This is a genomic window from Burkholderia sp. Nafp2/4-1b (assembly GCF_003635165.1).
GTDB lineage: Bacteria > Pseudomonadota > Gammaproteobacteria > Burkholderiales > Burkholderiaceae > Burkholderia.
This window is the reverse complement of record NZ_ML058599.1, coordinates 265889-283398: the sequence shown is the minus strand read 5'-3', so window position 1 is coordinate 283398 and position 17510 is coordinate 265889. Positions and strand designations below refer to the sequence as shown.

General features: G+C 68.3%; 17 protein-coding genes. 13 read left to right on the top strand and 4 right to left on the bottom strand.

Annotated features, from left to right (window positions below):
* Positions 1-16: 16 nt before the first annotated feature.
* Positions 17-994, top strand: coding sequence for an AraC family transcriptional regulator (locus tag C7H84_RS07810; protein ID WP_121858254.1), 978 nt, complete (start codon positions 17-19; stop codon positions 992-994).
* Complete coding sequence (locus tag C7H84_RS07805; RefSeq protein WP_121858253.1) at positions 991-2022, top strand: LysR family transcriptional regulator; 1032 nt, start codon at positions 991-993, stop codon at positions 2020-2022. The genes C7H84_RS07810 and C7H84_RS07805 overlap by 4 nt, the downstream gene beginning before the upstream one ends.
* A 29-nt stretch (positions 2023-2051) precedes the next feature.
* Here the strand turns inward: C7H84_RS07805 and C7H84_RS07800 are convergent, their stop codons facing one another.
* The gene (locus tag C7H84_RS07800) at positions 2052-3182 is read right to left on the bottom strand and encodes a porin (RefSeq protein WP_121858252.1); all 1131 of its coding nucleotides are present in this window, start codon (positions 3180-3182) and stop codon (positions 2052-2054) included.
* Between the two features lie 428 nt (positions 3183-3610).
* Here C7H84_RS07800 and C7H84_RS07795 point away from each other — a divergent pair, with 428 nt between their 5' ends.
* Both C7H84_RS07795 and C7H84_RS07790 read left to right on the top strand, forming a co-directional pair.
* Positions 3611-5023, top strand: coding sequence for an MFS transporter (locus tag C7H84_RS07795; RefSeq protein WP_121858251.1), 1413 nt, complete (start codon positions 3611-3613; stop codon positions 5021-5023).
* A 240-nt stretch (positions 5024-5263) separates the two neighbouring features.
* Entirely contained in the window at positions 5264-6250 is a 987-nt protein-coding gene (locus C7H84_RS07790) for a PDR/VanB family oxidoreductase (protein WP_121858250.1), read from the top strand.
* A gap of 242 nt (positions 6251-6492) precedes the next feature.
* Here the strand turns inward: C7H84_RS07790 and C7H84_RS07785 are convergent, their stop codons facing one another.
* The gene (locus C7H84_RS07785; protein WP_121858309.1) at positions 6493-7410 is read right to left on the bottom strand and encodes a LysR family transcriptional regulator; all 918 of its coding nucleotides are present in this window, start codon (positions 7408-7410) and stop codon (positions 6493-6495) included.
* Positions 7411-7551: 141 nt separating this feature from the next.
* Here C7H84_RS07785 and C7H84_RS07780 point away from each other — a divergent pair, with 141 nt between their 5' ends.
* The 3 genes from C7H84_RS07780 (at position 7552) to C7H84_RS07770 (ending at position 9900) form a co-directional block, all read left to right on the top strand.
* On the top strand, positions 7552-8835 hold the full coding sequence (locus C7H84_RS07780; RefSeq protein WP_121858249.1) for an aromatic ring-hydroxylating dioxygenase subunit alpha: 1284 nt from the start codon (positions 7552-7554) through the stop codon (positions 8833-8835).
* Entirely contained in the window at positions 8832-9335 is a 504-nt protein-coding gene (locus tag C7H84_RS07775) for an aromatic-ring-hydroxylating dioxygenase subunit beta (RefSeq protein WP_121858248.1), read from the top strand. The genes C7H84_RS07780 and C7H84_RS07775 overlap by 4 nt, the downstream gene beginning before the upstream one ends.
* 178 nt (positions 9336-9513) lie before the next feature.
* Positions 9514-9900 carry a 2-hydroxymuconate tautomerase family protein gene (locus tag C7H84_RS07770; protein ID WP_121858247.1) on the top strand — a complete coding sequence of 129 codons (387 nt, stop codon included), beginning with the start codon at positions 9514-9516 and terminating at the stop codon, positions 9898-9900.
* A gap of 128 nt (positions 9901-10028) precedes the next feature.
* Here C7H84_RS07770 and C7H84_RS07765 read toward each other — a convergent pair whose 3' ends face one another.
* The gene (locus C7H84_RS07765; protein ID WP_121858246.1) at positions 10029-11582 is read right to left on the bottom strand and encodes an ATP-binding protein; all 1554 of its coding nucleotides are present in this window, start codon (positions 11580-11582) and stop codon (positions 10029-10031) included.
* Between the two features lie 136 nt (positions 11583-11718).
* On the opposite strand from C7H84_RS07765, the gene C7H84_RS07760 reads away from it, so the two are divergent.
* The 5 genes from C7H84_RS07760 (at position 11719) to C7H84_RS07740 (ending at position 15891) form a co-directional block, all read left to right on the top strand.
* Positions 11719-12912, top strand: coding sequence for an acyl-CoA dehydrogenase family protein (locus tag C7H84_RS07760; protein WP_121858245.1), 1194 nt, complete (start codon positions 11719-11721; stop codon positions 12910-12912).
* 102 nt (positions 12913-13014) lie between these two features.
* Positions 13015-13392, top strand: a complete 378-nt coding sequence (locus C7H84_RS07755) for a hypothetical protein (protein ID WP_011356094.1) — start codon at positions 13015-13017, stop codon at positions 13390-13392.
* 8 nt (positions 13393-13400) lie between these two features.
* Positions 13401-13934 carry a nuclear transport factor 2 family protein gene (locus C7H84_RS07750; RefSeq protein ID WP_121858244.1) on the top strand — a complete coding sequence of 178 codons (534 nt, stop codon included), beginning with the start codon at positions 13401-13403 and terminating at the stop codon, positions 13932-13934.
* Between the two features lie 32 nt (positions 13935-13966).
* Positions 13967-15091: an amidase gene (locus tag C7H84_RS07745; protein WP_121858308.1), complete on the top strand. Its 1125-nt coding sequence runs from the start codon at positions 13967-13969 to the stop codon at positions 15089-15091.
* A 56-nt stretch (positions 15092-15147) separates the two neighbouring features.
* Positions 15148-15891, top strand: a complete 744-nt coding sequence (locus tag C7H84_RS07740) for an SDR family NAD(P)-dependent oxidoreductase (protein ID WP_121858243.1) — start codon at positions 15148-15150, stop codon at positions 15889-15891.
* Positions 15892-15985: 94 nt separating this feature from the next.
* Here the strand turns inward: C7H84_RS07740 and C7H84_RS07735 are convergent, their stop codons facing one another.
* The gene (locus C7H84_RS07735; RefSeq protein ID WP_121858242.1) at positions 15986-16618 is read right to left on the bottom strand and encodes a response regulator; all 633 of its coding nucleotides are present in this window, start codon (positions 16616-16618) and stop codon (positions 15986-15988) included.
* A gap of 332 nt (positions 16619-16950) precedes the next feature.
* On the opposite strand from C7H84_RS07735, the gene hpaC reads away from it, so the two are divergent.
* Positions 16951-17496, top strand: coding sequence for a 4-hydroxyphenylacetate 3-monooxygenase, reductase component (hpaC, locus tag C7H84_RS07730; protein WP_121858241.1), 546 nt, complete (start codon positions 16951-16953; stop codon positions 17494-17496).
* Positions 17497-17510 lie beyond the last annotated feature (14 nt).

Sequence of the window (17510 nt, the reverse complement as noted above, 5' to 3'; positions counted from 1 at the left end):
GACACGAGGCCACCGCATGGATATCGCCCTCTCCCGACATGCGCCGAACCGGCTCGGCACGCTGCATGCGCCCGACGAAGTCGAACGCGCGGTCGCGCATCGGCTCGGGCCGCACCGGATGGCCACGCACGGCCGCGCTCCGTTTCATGCGGAGCTATACGAAGTGCCGCTGCATCACGGCGCGCTGCTCGAGCTCTGCTACGGCCGTGAGACACGCATCGATTTCGGCGACGATGCCGGGCATTTCCTGTTCCGGCTGACGCTGGCGGGCGCCTGCGAGCTGCAGGCCGGCCAGACGGTGGCCCGCGCCGGGCCGGGCGAGCTGACCGTGTCGTCGCCGGCGCTCGCGAGCCGCCTGAGCACCAGCCCCGATTGCCGCAACCTGGTGCTGCGGCTCGAGCGCGGCGCACTGGAGCGCAAGCTGCAGGACATGCTGCACGCGACACTCACGCGGCCGCTGCAGTTCGAACTCGCGGCCGGTGGCAATGGCGCAGGCGCCGCGCTAATGCTGCCCACTTTCGAATACCTGTGCCGGCTCGGCGTGCAGCCGCGCATCGGCACGTCGGCGGCGACGTTCGGCGCCGATCTGACCGCGTGGCTGATGTCGCTGCTGCTCACGCATCTGCCGCATTCGTACAGCGACGCGCTCGCGCGCGGCACGCCGCCGCCGCTGCCCGCGCACGTACGCCGCGCCTGCCACCACGTCGACGCGCATCTCGGCGAACCGCTCGCGCTCGATGCGCTCGCAGCCGTTGCAGGCGTCGCGCCGCGCACGCTGCAGCATGCGTTCCGCGCGTTCCTGAACACCACGCCGGCCGCTTACGTGCGCGAACGCCGGCTGGCCGCGGTGCACGCGGCGCTGCAACGCGGCGATGCGCGCAGCGTGACGGACGTGCTGATCGCGCACGGCATCCACGGCTTCGGCCATTTCGCGAAGGCGTATGCGCGGCGTTACGGCCACCCGCCTTCCGTCACCGCGAGGCAAGCACCATGACACACGCCGCCCCCGGCCGAGCGCCGGCTCGCTCCGATCCCGCGCCGCATGATGCGGACGCGCCTGACGGCCTGCGCGTGCAGGACCTCGACCTGAACCTGTTGAAGACGTTTCGCGCGGTGTACGAAGAACGGCACGTCGGCCGTGCGGCGTTGCGGCTCGGCGTCACGCAGCCGTCCGTCAGCTATGCGCTCGGAAGGCTGCGGCTGATGTTTCGCGACGCGCTGTTCGTGCGCACGGGCACCGGCGTCGAGCCGACGCCGCGCGCGCAGCGGCTCGCGGGTTCGGTGGACAAGGCGCTCGCGATCCTGCAGCACGTGCTCGACGAAGGTTCGCGCTTCGCGCCGGACACCACGCAACGCGTGTTCCGGCTGCACATGAGCGATTTCGCGGCGAGCGCGTTCCTGCCGACGCTGCTGGCAGCATTCGACCGGCGCGCACCGGGCGCGGTGATCGAGACGCTGCACGTCGACGAATGCCAGCTCAACGTCGCACTCGAATCGGGGCGTATCGACTTCGCGCTCGGGCATTTCGCGGACGCGTCGAGTCATTTCCAGCGCACCGCGCTGCTGCACGAGCGCTGCGTGCTGCTGATGCCGCGTCGCACCGCGCAGCGCGTCGCGCTGCCCGACGATTTCGTGCTCGACGGCGACGCCCCGGACGCGCTGCGCTTCGTCGCCGTGACGTCGCATCCGCAGTCGATGCAGTTGCTGCAGCGGCACGGCCTGATGCCGCGCGTGCGGGCGGCGCTGCCCGACTTCATGGTGGTGCCGGCGCTGCTCGAACACGGCGATTACGCGCTGATCCTGCCGGAGACGATCGCGATCACGTTCGCCGCCCGTCAACCGTGCACGCTGTACGAGATCGCCGGTGCCGTCGAATGGGCCGTCAACGCGTACTGGCACCGGCGCTTCGATGCGGACCCCGGCCATCGCTGGCTGCGTGCGCTGCTGACGGAACTCTTCGATATCGGCCGACAAGCGCCGTTCGATGCATGGCTTGCGCCGCAGCCGCCCGCCTGCGCATGACGACGCAAGCGGGGGCGGACCGCCCTCGATCAGAACGCCGTGAGAATGCCCGCGACGATCGAGCTGGCGGTCGCGCCGGGCTTGGCAACGGCAACACCGCCGCCGGCCGCGCCATTGACGACGAAGCGCGCATGCGCACCGTTGCGCACCATCGCCGCACCCGTGTACAGCACCGTGCGCTTCGACAGCGGATAGTCGAAGCGGATGCCGTACGAATCGGCGTTGCCGTCGCTGTCGGCGACCTTCCGGTAATGGCCGACGCTCAGCAGCAGCGATGCCCGCCCGATCGGTACTGTCGCGCTGAGTTCCATCGTGTCGCTGTGCGGATATGCGCTCTGGCTGTCGATCGCGGCCGCGACGTCGGGGCCGCCGCGATGCCGCAGGTACAGCGCGGCGACCTTGAGGACGTTGAAGTCGTACGAGATCGCACCGAGCGTGTAGTTGCCGTTCGCCGCCGTGCTCGCGGCCCCGAGTGTCGATGCGGCTACCGGGCTGAACTTCTGCTGCATGTAGTCGACGTCGACCGACAACCCGCCGCGCACGTAGTTGAGCCCCGCGCCGTACGTGTCGCCGAGCGTCGCCGGCTGGCCGGCCGCGCCGTTGGTGCCGCGCGCGGCCATCGCGCGCAACATGAAACCCGCGTAGCGCGGCGACGTATAGCGCATCGAGTTGCGCACGCGCAGGAACGCGGGGCCGACGAAATTGTTCGTCGCGTTGCCCCACGCAAGACCCGCGCCGAGCCCGGGCAGGCTGTACGTGACGAGCGTCGTGTGCAGGATCGTGTAGAGCTCGCCGAACTGCACGCCGCCGAACGGCCCGGTGATGCCGACCCACGCTTCGCGACCGAACAGCGCAGTGCTGTTCGACAGCGCGCCGCTCGCCGCGTTGAAGCCGTCCTCGAGCTTGAAGATCGTCGCGTAACCGCCGCCGAGATCCTCGACGCCCTTCAAGCCCCACTGCGATGCCCACAGGTTGCCGCTGCCCATGCGCGTCACGTGGTTCGGCCCGGCGTTCGCGTATTCGATCGACGTGTCGATGCGGCCGTAGAGCGTCACGCTCGATTGCGCGAATGCCGGCAGCGCCGCGCTCGCCAGGAGCGCGGCCGCCAGCGTGGCAAGGGGTGCGGCAAGCCGGTCGGCTCGCCCGTTCGGATGGTTCATCTGCGTCGTCCCGTAGAAATTGCAGCGCCCGTCGGCATCGCGCCGCTTGATGTGAAACGTGATGTGAAGCGCGTTCGCCTTCGGTGGCGAACGCTGCCGATCAAAACCGGGCCGAGTCTAGGAACGACAATTTCGGACGTCGACGCAATCCGCTCTATAACGCTTATAGACGGGCTGCATGACGCGCGCGCGCCCCGCCGCACGTGCGCTGCGCGGCGGCTCGCGCGCACGGCCTCGGTGTTTTCTTTATCCGGGCCGGTAAAGGTCCGTGTGGCGCGGCTGTCACTCCGGCTATGGCGGCCGAATTTGGCCGACTACGCTGCGTCTCCGATCGTGTCACCCGCACGCTTTCGCGCCGGGCCGGCGCGCGGCCCGCAAGGCCGACGCCGACGCCCGGCTTCCCCACCGCCCGCTCCTGGAGAATCCGCATGTCCGCACCCATGGCCCGCGCTGCCGACGGCAAGCGCTATACGTACGAATGGTATGTCGTCGTCATCTGCATGCTCGCGTATGTCTTTTCGTTCGTCGATCGCCAGGTGCTCGTCCTGATGATCGAACCGATCAAGCGCGACCTGCACCTGACCGACACGCAGTTCAGCCTGCTCAACGGCTTCGCGTTCTCGCTGTTCTACGCGGTAATGGGGCTGCCCGTCGCATATCTCGCCGACCGCTACGCGCGCCCGCGCATCATCTCGATCGGCATCGCGCTGTGGAGCGTCGCGACCGCCGCATGCGGAATGAGCCAGCATTTCGTGCAGATGTTCATCGCGCGGATGGGCGTCGGCGTCGGCGAGGCCGCGCTGTCGCCCGGCGCGTATTCGATGCTCGCCGACTACTTCCCGAAGGAGAAGCTCGGTCGCGCGATCGCCGTGTATTCGCTCGGCTCGTTCATCGGCGGCGGCGTCGCGTTCCTGATCGGCGGCTACGTGATCGCACTGCTCAAGCATGCGAGCGCGTTCACGCTGCCGATCGTCGGCCAGGTTCATGCGTGGCAGGTCACGTTCCTGATCGTCGGCCTGCCGGGCCTCTTCGTCGCGCTGCTGTTCGCGGCGACCGTGCGCGACCCCGAGCGCAAGGGGCTCGCGCAGGATCGCTCGGGCGCCGTGCGGCGCGTGTCGATGCGCGATTCGCTGCGCTTCGTCGGCACGCATCGCGCGACCTTCGCGTGTCACTACCTCGGCTTCTCGTTCTACGCGATGACGCTGTACTGCCTGCTGAGCTGGACGCCCGCGTTCTATATCCGCCGCTTCGGGATGACGGCCGTCGAGGCCGGCTACACGCTCGGCATCGTGCTGCTCGTCGCGAATACCGCCGGCGTGTTCTGCGGCGGCTGGCTCAACGACTGGCTGCTGCGCCGCGGCCGCATCGACGCGCCGATGCGCGCCGGCGCGATCGGCGCCGCCTGCATGGTGATTCCCGCGACGCTGTTCACGCAGCTCGACAGCTTGCCCGCGTCGCTCGCGATGCTGGTCGTCGCGATGTTCTTCGCATCGTTCCCGATGCCGACATCGACCGCCGCGATGCAGACGCTCGCGCCGAACCAGATGCGCGCGCAGATCTCCGCGCTGTTCCTGCTCGTGTCGAATCTGATCGCGCTCGGGATCGGCACGACCGTCGTCGCGCTGTTCACCGATCGCGTGTTCGGTGCGCCGGCAGCGGTCGGTCATTCGATGTCGATCGTCAACGTCGCGGCGGCCACGCTCGCCGCGCTGCTGCTGACGCTCGGCTGCCGGCACTACCGCCGCAGTCTCGAACGCGAGCGCGGCCATGCGGCGGCGGCTTCGGCTTCGGCTTCGGCTGATGCGGCCGTCGCCGGCGGCGACGCCATTGCCGCTCGCTGAAGTCGCGCGGTTCACCGATCGCGTGTTCGGCGCACCGGCCGCGCGATCGTCGGCATCGCGGCGGCCACGCGGTCGCCGCACGTTGACCGGCGACAATCGGACCGCCGACGATTATCCATCCCACTGATTCCGGCATAACTTTTTTATCGATTTGATTTATGCGATGCCCGTCCCTATTCTCGGTTGCATGACGGCGCGGCATCAGCCGCGCCGGTTTTCCCCTACCCCACGGAACATTCCATGCAAGCGAACCGCCACCAGGTCCGGATCGACGCGCTGATCGACGCGGCGCTGGACATCCGCTGCTTCCGGGTCTCGCGCGTCGACGGCCAGCCGTTCGACGCGTATGAACCCGGTGCGCATATCGACGTCACCGCTCCGTCCGGCGTCACGCGGCAATACTCGCTGTGCGGCCGCCCCGACGAGCGCGGCAACTATCTGTTCGCGGTGAAGAAGGAAGCGCAGTCACGCGGCGGCTCCCGTTCGCTGCACGACGATGTGTGCGTTGGCGCCGAACTGTCGATCGGTGCGCCGCGCAACCTGTTTCGCCTGACGGATGACGCGAGCGAGCACGTTCTCATCGCAGCCGGGATCGGCATCACGCCGTTGCTGTCGATGGCGTACGCGCTCGTGCAACGCGGCGCGCGTTACCGATTGCACTACTTCGCACGCAGCCGCGAGCATGCGGCCTTCGTCGACGAGCTGTCGGCCGAGCCGTTCGCGTCGCACGTGACGTTTCATTACGGGATCGAACCGGCTGTACTCGCGGCCGAACTCGCGCGCTGCGTCGAATCGATCGACTCGAATGCGCATGTCTACACGTGCGGCCCTGGGCCGTTCATGGATGCAGTCGTCACCGCGGCGGCGACGCGGATTCCCGAGGATGCGATCCATCTGGAACGCTTCGCGGCCGGACCGGCCGCGGCGGACGCCGCTGCGAATTCCGCTTCGGCATCGGCTGAAGGCTTCGAAGTGCGGCTGCAACGCAGCGGCCAATCGGTGCGCGTCGCGCCCGACACGTCGATCGTCGACGCACTCGCCGGCATCGGCATCGAGGTCGATACGTCATGCGGCGAAGGCGTGTGCGGCACCTGCATGGTGACGGTGCTCGACGGCGAACCCGATCATCGCGACCACTGCCTCAGCAAGGCCGAGCGCGCGAGCAACGCCGTGATCTGCTGCTGCGTGTCGCGTGCGCGCTCGGCCGTGCTCGTGCTCGATCTGTGAGGTGCTGATGTGTTGTCGCGTTGGTGCGTTGGTGCGCTAATGCGCTAATGCGCTAGTGCTTTGCTGCTTTGCTGCGTTGCTGCCTTGCTGCGCTGATGCGGTGTTGTGGTGTTGCGCTGACGCGGTGTTTCGGTGTTGCGGTGTTGCGGTGTTGCGCTGATGGACCGATGCGCCGCGATGCTCGCGGCTCCCCCTCAGCCACGGCGACCCGCAGGAGCCGCCGCAGCGCACCGCCCCAGCCTTCATTCGTCGAAACGCTCGACGATCTCGGCGAGCAGCGCGCGCATCCACGCGATTCCCTCGTCCTCGTGAAAGTGCTCGTGCCAGTGCATCGTGACCGGCGCGGGCGGCAGCGTCACCGGCAGCTCGTACAAGCGAAACGCGTTGTCGCGGTTCAGGATCTGCGCGAGCCGCTTCGGCAGCGTCGCATAGAGATCGGTGACCGACAGCACGCTCGGCAGCGCGACGAAGTGCGGCACCTCCAGCGCGATGTTGCGACCGACGCCCTGCGCGCGCAACGCATCATCGAGCGCGTGGTGACTGTGCTCGACCGATTTCACATTGACGTGCGAGGCGCGCACGAACTGCTCGAGACTCAGCGCCGCACCTGTCGGCACGCCGCGCCGGCGGCCGGTCATGCACACGTAGGTTTCCTCGAACAGCACCTGATGACGCGTGCGCGGCATCAGCTCCGGCAGGTTGCCGATCGCGAAGTCGAGCCGGCTCACGCGCAGCGCCTCCTCGATCTCTTCCACCGGCAGCGGCTGCACGCTGAGCGTCACGCGCGGCGCACGCTCGCGCAGCGCCTGGCAGATCGCCGGCAGATACGCCATCTCGCCCGCGTCCGACAGCGACAGCCGGAACGTGCGCGTGCTCGTCGCCGGATCGAAACGCTCCGCATAGCGCAGCGCGACGCGCACCATGTCGAGCGCCTTGCCGACGATCCCCGCGAGTTCGAGCGCGACGGGCGTCGGCTGCATCCCGGCGCGCGTGCGCACGAACAACGGATCGTCGAACAGCGTGCGCAGCCGGCCGAGCGAATAGCTGACGGCCGGCTGCGACAGCGCGAGCCGCTCGCCCGCCTTGGTCAGGCTGCGCTCCTCGACGATCGCCTGGAACACCCGCAACAGGTTCAGATCGAGATGATCCACCGATGTCATCGTGACCTCCATCATTTGCCGTATTTATTTGACCATCAATTTTAGATCAATTTGACGGATATGTAGCAGAAGACGAGACTGGTCTCCCGACGCTGCACCCCACGCGCAGCCCGATTTCGCGACTCTTTCCCCACGACGACGATGAGCGACATTTCCTACCAGACGATCGACACCCGCGCGTTGCACGGTCTCGCGCAGCCCGATCGCATCGCGCCCGCGATGTATCACGACCCCGCGCTGTTCGAGGCCGAGCTCGACCGCATTTTCTACCGCACCTGGATCTGGGTCGCGCACGAGAGCGAGCTGCCGAAGCCGGGCGACTTCATCACGACGACGATCGGCCGTCAGCCGGTGATCGTCGTGCGCGACAAGACCGGCGAGATCAACGTGCTGCAGAACCGCTGCCGCCATCGCGGCGCGACCGTGTGCGAATCGCACAAGGGCAACGCGAAGGGCTTCACGTGCCCGTATCACAGCTGGTCGTACGCGCTCGACGGCACGCTGCGGGCGCTGCCGTACGGCGACGGCTACGAAGGCGTGTGCGAGAAAGGCGACCTGCCGCTCGTGAAGCTGCGCGTCGGCGTGTACCAGGGGCTGATCTTCGCGAGCTTCAACGACGCGATCGAACCGCTCGACGATTTCCTCGGCGGCGCGAAGCCGTGGATCGACCTGTTCATGAAACAGGGCGCCGGCTACCCGATCAAGGCGAACGGCGAGCACAAGTTCAAGTTCAAGGGCAACTGGAAGATCCAGCTCGAGAACACGACGGACCTCTATCACTTCCCGGTCGTACACAAGTCGTGGATGAAGTCGATCGACGACGAGACGGCCGCCGCGATCACGAGCTTCATGACGAGCGAGCACGCGTTCTGCCGCGCGCTCGGCAACGGCCACAGCCTCGCGGTGCTGATGCCCGAGCTGATCGATCTCGACGAAGACGACGGCGCGCCGCTGCCCGAACGCTTCGCGCCGCTGGCGGCAAAGCTCGCCGAGCGCCATGCGCCGGACGAAGTGCGCCGCATCGTGCGCTCGCTGATGGGTGTCGGCTTCAACCTGAACCTGTTCCCGAACCTCGCGCTGTCGATGGCGTTCTTCCGCGTGCTGCGGCCGATCTCCGCGAACGAGACCGAGATCCGCCACGTCGCGCTCGCGATGGACGGCGGCCCGGACGAAGCGAACCGCGAACGGCTGCGGATTCACGAGCATTTCCAGGGCCCGTTCGGCTTCGGCAGCCCCGACGATGCGGAAGCGTGGGAGCGCGTGCAGCGCGGCGCGCATGCGGGGCCCGACGTGCCGATCCTCGTGAACCGCGGGCTGAACCGCGAGACGACCGCCGCGAACGGCGAAAAGACCGCGCATGCGACCGACGAAACCGGGATGCGCGAGGCGTACCAGCAATGGCGCACGATGATGGAGCAACAGTGATGGACGACCGCAACGCCCTATTTTCCGAGCAGACCTTCGCCCGCGCAGTCGAATTCGTGTGGCGCGAAGCCGAGATGCTGGATCGCCGCGACTATCGCGCGTGGCTCGACCTGTGGGATCCCGCCGGTCATTACGTGGTGCCGATCGATCCCGACACGACCGACTTCGCCGCGACGCTGAACTACGTATTCGACGACCACGACATGCGCGAGAAGCGCGTGCAGCGGATGGTGTCCGGTTACTCGGCGTCGGCGACGGACGCGGCGCGCACGGTGCGCACCGTGTCGCGTTTCACGCTCGAAAGCAGCAGCGCCGGCATGGTCGAGCTGAAATCCGCGCAGGTCGTCGTCGCGTACAAGCGCGGCGCCGCGACGCTGTTCGCCGCCGACGTCACGCACAGGCTGCACGTCGATGCCGACGGCGAGATGCGGATCGCCGAGAAGGTCGTGCGACTGATCGATTCGACCGAAGCGCTCAGCGCGATCGGCTTCCTGCTGTAAGCGGCCGCCGGTTCACCGTTGCCAACGCAATGGTGAGCCGGGCACCTTCACCTTTGAGCGGCCACCCGTTCGCCATCGCCAATGCAACGGTGAGCGGCGACCTTCACCTGTGAGCGGACACTGGTTCACCATCGCCAGCGCAACGGTGAGCCGGGCACCTTCACCTTTCCGGACGACCATGCCCACACTCGAAGTTTTCCTCCCCGCCGGCCATGACGACGCGCGCAAGGCCGAGCTGATCGCGCGGCTCAGCGGTGCGACCGTCGACGCGATCGGCGCACCGCTCGAATCGGTGCGCGTGCTGCTCACCGAATTGCCCGCGACGCACATCGGCCTCGGCGGACGCACGGCCGCCGACGGCGCGCCGCCTTCACTGCCGGTGATCGTCGCGATCCTGATCGCCGGCCGCACCGATGAACAAAAGCGCGCGTTGATCGCCGCACTGTCGAACGCCGCCGCGAACGTGCTCGATGCACCGTTGCAGGCGACGCGCGTGATCATCAAGGACATCCCGAACACCGATTTCGGGATCGGCGGTCAAACCGCGCGGGCGCTGGGGCGCTGATCGTGTGCCGCGCGTCGGTGCCCGGCCGTGATGCGCTTGGCTCTCGTTACGCATGTGACAGCCGAGACGCACGCGACATCCGGGGTGACACATGTGACACCCGTGGCGTACGTGACGAAGCGCGGCGGTTACGCTTGCGCGTCGGCAAGCGGCAGCGTCACGCGGCAGTCGAGCCCGCCGCCTTCGACCGGGCTCGCGCCGATGCGCCCGCCATGACGCGTGACGATGCTCTTGCACAGCGACAACCCGATCCCGTTGCCGCCGACCTTCGAAGACGAGAAGCCGTCGAACAGCCGATCGTGCGCGCCTTCGGCGATACCGGGCCCGTTGTCGATCGCGCGCAGCTCCGCGTGTCCGCCGACGTTCGCGGTGCCGAGCGTGAGCAGGCACGGCGCACGCTCGCAACCAGCGAATGCCTCGATCGCGTTGAACGCAAGGTTCAGGATCACCTGCCCGATCAGCACGCGCTCGCAGCGAATCGGCAGCGGCGCCTCGCCCTGCACGATCTCGACCGTCACGCCCGCCTCCTTCGCGCGCAGCTCGATGAAATACGCGACGTCCGCGAGAATCTCGCGCAGGTCGGCGAGCGCGACGACCGGTTCGCGCTTCACGATGAACTCGCGCACGCTCTTGATGATCAGCGCCGCATGCTCGGCCTGGCGATCAGCGCTGCGCAGCCCCCAGATCGCGTCGTCGACGGCGCCGCGCGTGTTCAACCGCTGCACCGCGCCCTCGATGAAGTTGCGCACGGCCGCAAGCGGCTGGCTCAACTCGTGCGCGATCACGCTCGCCATCTCGCCCATCGCGTTGTAGCGGCCCGCGTATTCGAGCATGCGCGCCTCGGCGCGGCGCGCGTCCTCGATCGCGACTTCGTCACTGACGTCGCGGAACTGCACGAGCAGCCCGTCGAGATCGCCTTCGATCTCGACCTGTCGGCACAGGATGCGCAGCCAGCATGGCGAGCCGTCGCGCCGCACGATCCGGTAGCGCTGCGGCGCGGACGGATACGCCGACGGCGCGTCGCGCAGCTGCGCGACGAGCCGGTTGCGATCGGCCTCGCAGCAGTAGTCGAGCACCTCGCCGAGCGGTTCGTCGGGCGCGAGCTCGAGCACGCGGCGGCCCGACTCGCTGATGAACTGCACGCCGCCATCCGGCGTGACGACCGCGATGCCTTCGTCGAGATCCTGCATGAATTCGCGCAGCCGCGCCTCGTAGCGGCGCAGCTGCTGGCGGACCGCCTCTTCCGCGCTGATGTCGCGGAACTGCACCATCACGACATCGCGCCCGCGCAGCGGCACATAGGTCGCGGTGGCCTCCGACAACATGTCGACGCCCGTGCGCGATCGATAGCACCACTCGTACACCTGCGGCCCGTCGACGAGTGCGCGATCCCATGCGCTCACCGCGATCTCGCGCTGGTATTTCGGCTCGGGACGCGTCATGTCCGGCGCCTTCAGCGGCAGCAGCTCCTCGACGGAAAAGCCGAGCGCGATGCACGCGGCGCGGTTCGCCCACACGATTGCGCGGGTCCGCGCATCGTGCAGCAGCACGCAGGTCGTCAATGCATCGAGCAGCCGGTGGAAATCGTCTTCGTCGGGAAAACTCATGATCGGATTCGAATGAAGGCGCGCGGCGCCGCGCGGCCGGATGTCCAACATAGCACCGGCGTGCGCGGCCCGCATCTGAAGATTTCTTTAGTCCGGCCCGGAGCGACACCAGTCGCGCGGCCCTACGCACCAATTGCTGCGTGTTTTCGGCGTTTCTAGACTGGCTGCATCGTCTTGCCCCGCAATCGAACCCTATCCCCAGGAGACAGTCATGCCCAACGCCGCCCTCGCCATCGACGCCGCGTCCCCGTCGCTGCATGCGGTCCGCGAAGCGGCCGCGCGGATATCGCCGCTCGATGCGGTGATCGAGACCGTCGCCGCGCGCCGCGATGAATTCGACCGCCTGTCGCACGTGCCGCGCGACGTGATCGCGCTGTTCAAGGAGGCCGGCATCTATCGCGCTGGCACGCCCCGCCGCTTCGGCGGCGATGCGCTCGCGCCGACCGCGTTCCTCGACATGATCGAGCGGATCGCGACCGCGGACGGGTCGGCCGCGTGGGTCGCGAGCTTCGGCTCGGCCAACGTGTATCTCGCCGCGCTGCCGCTCGAAACGCAGGCTGAGCTGTACGCAAGCGGCCCCGACCAGGTGTTCGCCGGCGGGCTGTTTCCGGTGCAGCCGGCGCACGCGGCACCGGGCGGCTGGCGTGTGAACGGAACGTGGAAATTCGCGAGCGGCTGCAAGGGCGCGGACTGGCTCGGCGTCGGCATCGCGGTGCCCGGCGCGCAGGACGCCGCACCGAACAAGCCGCGCACGGCCGTGTTCCGCGCCGCCGACGTCGAGATCGTCGAGAACTGGAGCGTGGTCGGGATGCAGGGCACCGGCAGCCACGACCTGCGCGTCGCCGACCGCTTCGTGGCCGAAGCGTGGACCTTCGTGCGCGGCGGCGAGGCGACCGTCGACGAGCCGCTGTACCGCTACCCGACCGTCGCATACGCAGCGCAGGTGCTGGCCGTGGTCAACCTCGGGCTGGCGCGTGCGGCGCTCGACGTCGTGAACCGGATGTCGGGCGGCCGCCAGACGACGACCGGAGCACCGCGCCTCGCCGACCGTGCGTACTACCGCATCGAGCTCGCGAAGGCCGAGGCGCAGCTGCGCTCGGCGCGCGCGTTCTTCTACGACGCGACCGATTCGGTCTGGCAATCGATCCTCGCCGGGAATCCCGTGACCGCCGAACAGATCAGCCTGCTGAGACTCGCCGCGACGCATATCGCCCGCGAAGGCGCGAGCGTCGTCGAACGCGCGTACCGGCTCGGCGGCACGGCGGCGATCTATCGCACGCATCCGCTGCAACGGCTGCTGCGCGACGCGATGGTCGTCACGCAGCACGCGTTTCTCGGCGAAGGCAACTTCGACGGCGCGGGCGCGGTGTTCACCGGTGTCGCGCCGTTTCCCGGCTATCTGTAACCGGCATCGACCGAAGCTTTTGATGAACGCGCATGAAGCCGAACCCGACGCGCCGTCACCGGCCGGTTCGTGCGCCTGACGAATTCCTCTGGAGAACCTAATATGTCCGACTCGAATCCGCTGCCGCTGCGCGTGCTGTTCTGCTGCGGCGTGTCGCAAAACTTCTTCGACCTGCCGCGCGAGAAGATTGGTGAAGTGTGGCAGGCGTACGGTGCGATGCTCGCCGCCGTCGAGGCCATGCCCGGCGTGCGCGTGCTCGGCGTGATGGATGACGACCGCCTCGTCGTCGGCCAGGCCGACGGCGCGCCGTGGACGTTCTACATCATGGCCGACGTCGCCGACTTCGACACGACGGTCGCCGTGTGCAACCTGTACCGCACGACACCCGTCGGCGAATACAACCTGTGGCGCTACGGCAAGATCGAGGCGCGCGTCGGCCGTGCGCTGACCGTGCCGCCGGCCGCGAAGCCCGCCGCGTGAGGCTTGCGATGACCGGACCCGATTCGACGCGCGCGATCGAAGCACTCGAGGCACTCGCGCGGCGCGTGGCCGCGCTCGACGCCGAACGCGCGGTGCGCGCGACGATCACGCGCTACATGGCGCTGTGCGACGTGCCCGAGGATGCCGGCGACGGCGCGACGCTCGCAGCGCTGTTCACGCCCGATGCGGTATGGGAAGGCATCGGTCCGCAGTACGCGCACAAGTTCGGCCGTCTCGAAGGCACGGACGCGATCGTCGCGATGCTGCGCCGCTATCTGCCGCCCGCTCCGCATTTCGCGGCGAACCTGCACTTCCTGACGTCGGAGGCGATCGACGTCGACATCGATCGTGCGACCGCGCGCGGTCGCTGGATCATGCTGCAGGCATCGCGCTACGCGGATGGCACGGCCGAGCTGATCGCCGCGCGGCTGACGATCGATTTCGCCCCGGCCGACGACGGCCCGACCTGGCTGATCCGTCATTTCCGGACCGAGCGTGTGCTGAGCGGCCCGTGGCCGCTCGCCGCCGCACCTCGGTCCTGAACCCTTTTACCGTGCTCGCACGCCATCGCACCATGACAGGCTTCATCGACACCTTCACGCTGGGCGGCCCGGGCCCGACGATCGCGATCAAGGATACGATCGACATCGCCGGCCATCCGACCCGCGCGGCCAGCCGCGCGCTCGCCGACGCACCGCCCGCCGGGCAGCACGCGGACGTGGTCCGCCTGCTGCTCGACGCCGGCTGGCAAATCGCCGGCAAGGCGAACATGCACGAACTCGCGTTCGGCATGACCGGCATCAACGACACCACCGGCACGCCGGTCAATCCGCAGGATCCGACGCGCATTCCGGGCGGCTCGTCGAGCGGGTCCGCGTCGCTCGTTGGCCTCGGCACTGTCGATGCGGCGCTCGGCACCGATACCGGCGGCTCGATTCGCGGGCCGGCCGCGTGCTGCGGCGTGGTCGGCCTCAAGCCGACGTTCGGCCGCGTGTCGCGGCGCGGCGTGGCGCCGACGGACACCACGCTCGATTGCGTCGGGCCGTTCGCACGCGATGTCCGCACGCTCGCGGCCGTGATGGCGGCCATCGCGCCGGGCTTCGATCGAACGCGCGCGACAGCGGCGGCCGCCGGCTGCACGATCGCGCGCGTGATCGTCGACGCCGATCCGGCGATCGCCTCCGCGCTCGACGCGGCGATCCTTGCGTCGGGCCTGCGCGCGCACGATGTCGTGCTCGATGCGATGCCTGACGCGTTCGCGGCGGGGCTCGCCGTCATCAACGCGGAAACGTCGCGCGCATTCGGCCACCTCGTCGAAACCGGCAAGCTCGGCGCGGATCTCGATGCGCGGCTGCGCATGGCCGCGAAGACGACACCGGACGCGCTCGCGCAAGCCGAAACCGTGCGCGCGCGCTTCACCGCACAGGTCGACGCCGCGCTCGAACAGGCGGACGTGCTGGTACTGCCGACGCTGCCCGCGTTGCCGATCACGCTTGCGCAGGCACGCGACGGCGTGTCGGTCATCGCGATGTCGTCGCTGATCCGGCCGTTCAACCTGAGCGGCCATCCCGCCCTCAGCCTGCCGCTGCCGCTCGCGGGCACGCCGCTGAAGGCCGGACTGCAGATCGTCGGACGCAAGGGCGCGGACGAACAAGTGTGCGCGATCGCCGCGCACGTCGAGGCGGCGCTCGCCGCATGAACCACGATACGGGCGCCGCTTCAGCAGCGCGCCCGCGAACCAGGGAAGCACGCACCATGTCAGACCGAGTCGTCCTCGTCACCGGCGCCGCGCGCGGCCTTGGCGCCGTCATCGCCGAACGCTTTCATGCGGCCGGCTATCGCGTCGCGCTGGCCGACATCGCCGTCGATGCCATTCATGCCCATGCGCGCGACCTCGATCCGAGCGGCGAACGCGCGATCGCGCTGCCGCTCGACGTCACGTCGAAACGCGATTTCGAAGCGGCGCGCGACGCGCTCGTCGCGCGCTGGGGCGCGATCGACGTGCTCGTCAACAATGCGGGCGCATCGAAGGTCGTGCCGGCGATGGAGATCACCGCCGAGCAGTTCGACCAGGTGATCGACGTGAACCTGCGCAGCGTGCTGTTCGGCTGCCAGGTATTCGGCCAGTTCTTCGCGACGCGCGGCGCGGGCCGCATCGTCAACATCGCGTCGCTAGCCGGGCAGAACGGCGGCTCGGCGACAGGTGCGCACTACGCGGCCGCGAAAGGCGGCACGCTGACGCTGACCAAGGTGTTCGCGCGCGACCTTGCCGCGCAGGGTGTGACGGTCAACGCGATCTCGCCGGGGCCGCTCGATTTGCCGATCGTCTACGAAAGCGTCGCACCGGAAAAGCTGCGGCAGGTGCTCGCGAGCCTGCCGGGCGGCAAGCTCGGGTCGGCGAGCTTCGTCGCCGATGCGGCCGTGCTGCTCGCGTCGGGCGAGGCGCATTTCGCGAACGGTGCGTGTTGGGATATCAACGGCGGGTTGTACATGCGTTGAACGGCGGCACGCCTCTAGCGCGCGGTGCGTGTGCGTCGGCTGCGTCGCTTCGCTTGGCTTGTGCGCGCAAAACCGTCCGCGTCCACGCCGACCACTAGCGCGACGATTCCCCATCGTCGCCCCACACGACCATCACGTCGCGCACCAGCGCGGCGATCGACGTCGCGCCGAGCTTCTCCTTGATGCTCGCGCGATGCACGTCCACCGTCTTCACGCTGATCGACAGATCAGACGCGATCTGCTTGCTGCCCTTGCCGTCGACGACGCCGCGCAGCACTTCCTTCTCGCGCGCGGTCAGCGCATCGAGCCGCTGGCGCAGTTCGCGATGACGCTGATCGACCGCGTGCCGCTGCTGCGCGAGCCGCAGCGCGCGTTGCACGCGCTCGAGCATCTGCTGCGAGTTGTACGGCTTCTCGACGAAATCGATCGCGCCGTTCTGCAATGCGCGCACCGACATCGGAATGTCGCCGTGCCCGCTGACGAAGATCACCGGCAGCGTCGCGCCGCGCGCGTTCAGCTCGGCCTGCACGTCGAACCCGCTTTTCTCGGGCATCCGCACGTCGAGCACGAGGCACGCGGGCAGGTTGACGTCGAAGCGCGCGAGAAAATCGGCGGCATTCGCGAACCCTTCGGACGCGATGCCGACCGATTCGAGCAACCAGGCGAGCGACGTCCGCATGCCGCTGTCGTCGTCGACGATGTATACGATCGGTGCGGGTGACGTCATCGGGTGTCTCGCAAGATATCGGTATCGGTATCGCACGCGCCGCAGGTGAAGCCGGCGTCGTTCGTGGGGGGTGTGCGGCACATCATAACGAGCCGAAAATCCGCTGAATACCCCTTACGTACCGCACGAACGCGCAATCTTGCTTTTTTTCGCCCGCGGCGCCGGCGCATCTAGGTAGAACCTTTAGACACGTTGGCGCGAACGCCAGCTTCGACATCATTCGTGCGAATGGTCGGTCGCATTTTCGCGACGTACGCTTGGGTCATCGTCGACGATTCGCTGCCGCATCCATCGCATGCACGATCGCCGCCCTCATTCACCCTGGAGCGCCCATGTCCGCAACGACCGATACCCCGCAACCGGCGCGCGCCGAACCGACCGACGCGCAAAAGGCCTTCCGGCAAGCGATGGCCCACCTCGGTGCGGCCGTCAACGTGATCACCACCGCGGGGCCGCACGGGCGCTGCGGGATCACCGCGAGCGCCGTGTGTTCCGTCACCGACGCGCCGCCGACGCTGCTCGTGTGCCTGAACCGGTCGAGCGCGATGCATGCGATCTTCGAGGGCAATCGTCACGTGTGCATCAACGTGCTGCCGGCCGAGCACGAACTGCTCGCGCGGCATTTCGCAGGGCTCACCGAGCTGCCGATGGAGCGCCGCTTCGAACTGCCGGTGTGGGAGCGCGGCGAGCAGGAGGTGCCCGTGCTGCGCGATGCGCTCGCGAGCCTGCAGGGCACGATCGCCGAGATGAAGGAAGTCGGCTCGCATTCGGTGATGTTCATCGAGGCGACGTCGATCCGCGTGCGCAACGACGGCGACAGCCTGATCTACTTCAGCCGCGCGTTCCATCGTGTGGCGCGTACGGGCTGCGTGCGGTAACGGTCACGTACGTC

Excerpts from the sequence above, each read along its gene's own strand:
- C7H84_RS07810 (WP_121858254.1), top strand. The coding sequence starts at position 17 with ATGGATATCGCCCTCTCCCGACATGCGCCGAACCGGCTCGGCACGCTG.
- C7H84_RS07805 (WP_121858253.1), top strand. The coding sequence starts at position 991 with ATGACACACGCCGCCCCCGGCCGAGCGCCGGCTCGCTCCGATCCCGCG.
- C7H84_RS07800 (WP_121858252.1), bottom strand. The coding sequence starts at position 3,182 with ATGAACCATCCGAACGGGCGAGCCGACCGGCTTGCCGCACCCCTTGCC.
- C7H84_RS07795 (WP_121858251.1), top strand. The coding sequence starts at position 3,611 with ATGTCCGCACCCATGGCCCGCGCTGCCGACGGCAAGCGCTATACGTAC.
- C7H84_RS07790 (WP_121858250.1), top strand. The coding sequence starts at position 5,264 with ATGCAAGCGAACCGCCACCAGGTCCGGATCGACGCGCTGATCGACGCG.
- C7H84_RS07785 (WP_121858309.1), bottom strand. The coding sequence starts at position 7,410 with ATGACATCGGTGGATCATCTCGATCTGAACCTGTTGCGGGTGTTCCAG.
- C7H84_RS07780 (WP_121858249.1), top strand. The coding sequence starts at position 7,552 with ATGAGCGACATTTCCTACCAGACGATCGACACCCGCGCGTTGCACGGT.
- C7H84_RS07770 (WP_121858247.1), top strand. The coding sequence starts at position 9,514 with ATGCCCACACTCGAAGTTTTCCTCCCCGCCGGCCATGACGACGCGCGC.
- C7H84_RS07765 (WP_121858246.1), bottom strand. The coding sequence starts at position 11,582 with ATGCGGGCCGCGCACGCCGGTGCTATGTTGGACATCCGGCCGCGCGGC.
- C7H84_RS07760 (WP_121858245.1), top strand. The coding sequence starts at position 11,719 with ATGCCCAACGCCGCCCTCGCCATCGACGCCGCGTCCCCGTCGCTGCAT.
- C7H84_RS07755 (WP_011356094.1), top strand. The coding sequence starts at position 13,015 with ATGTCCGACTCGAATCCGCTGCCGCTGCGCGTGCTGTTCTGCTGCGGC.
- C7H84_RS07750 (WP_121858244.1), top strand. The coding sequence starts at position 13,401 with ATGACCGGACCCGATTCGACGCGCGCGATCGAAGCACTCGAGGCACTC.
- C7H84_RS07745 (WP_121858308.1), top strand. The coding sequence starts at position 13,967 with ATGACAGGCTTCATCGACACCTTCACGCTGGGCGGCCCGGGCCCGACG.
- C7H84_RS07740 (WP_121858243.1), top strand. The coding sequence starts at position 15,148 with ATGTCAGACCGAGTCGTCCTCGTCACCGGCGCCGCGCGCGGCCTTGGC.
- C7H84_RS07735 (WP_121858242.1), bottom strand. The coding sequence starts at position 16,618 with ATGACGTCACCCGCACCGATCGTATACATCGTCGACGACGACAGCGGC.
- hpaC (WP_121858241.1), top strand. The coding sequence starts at position 16,951 with ATGTCCGCAACGACCGATACCCCGCAACCGGCGCGCGCCGAACCGACC.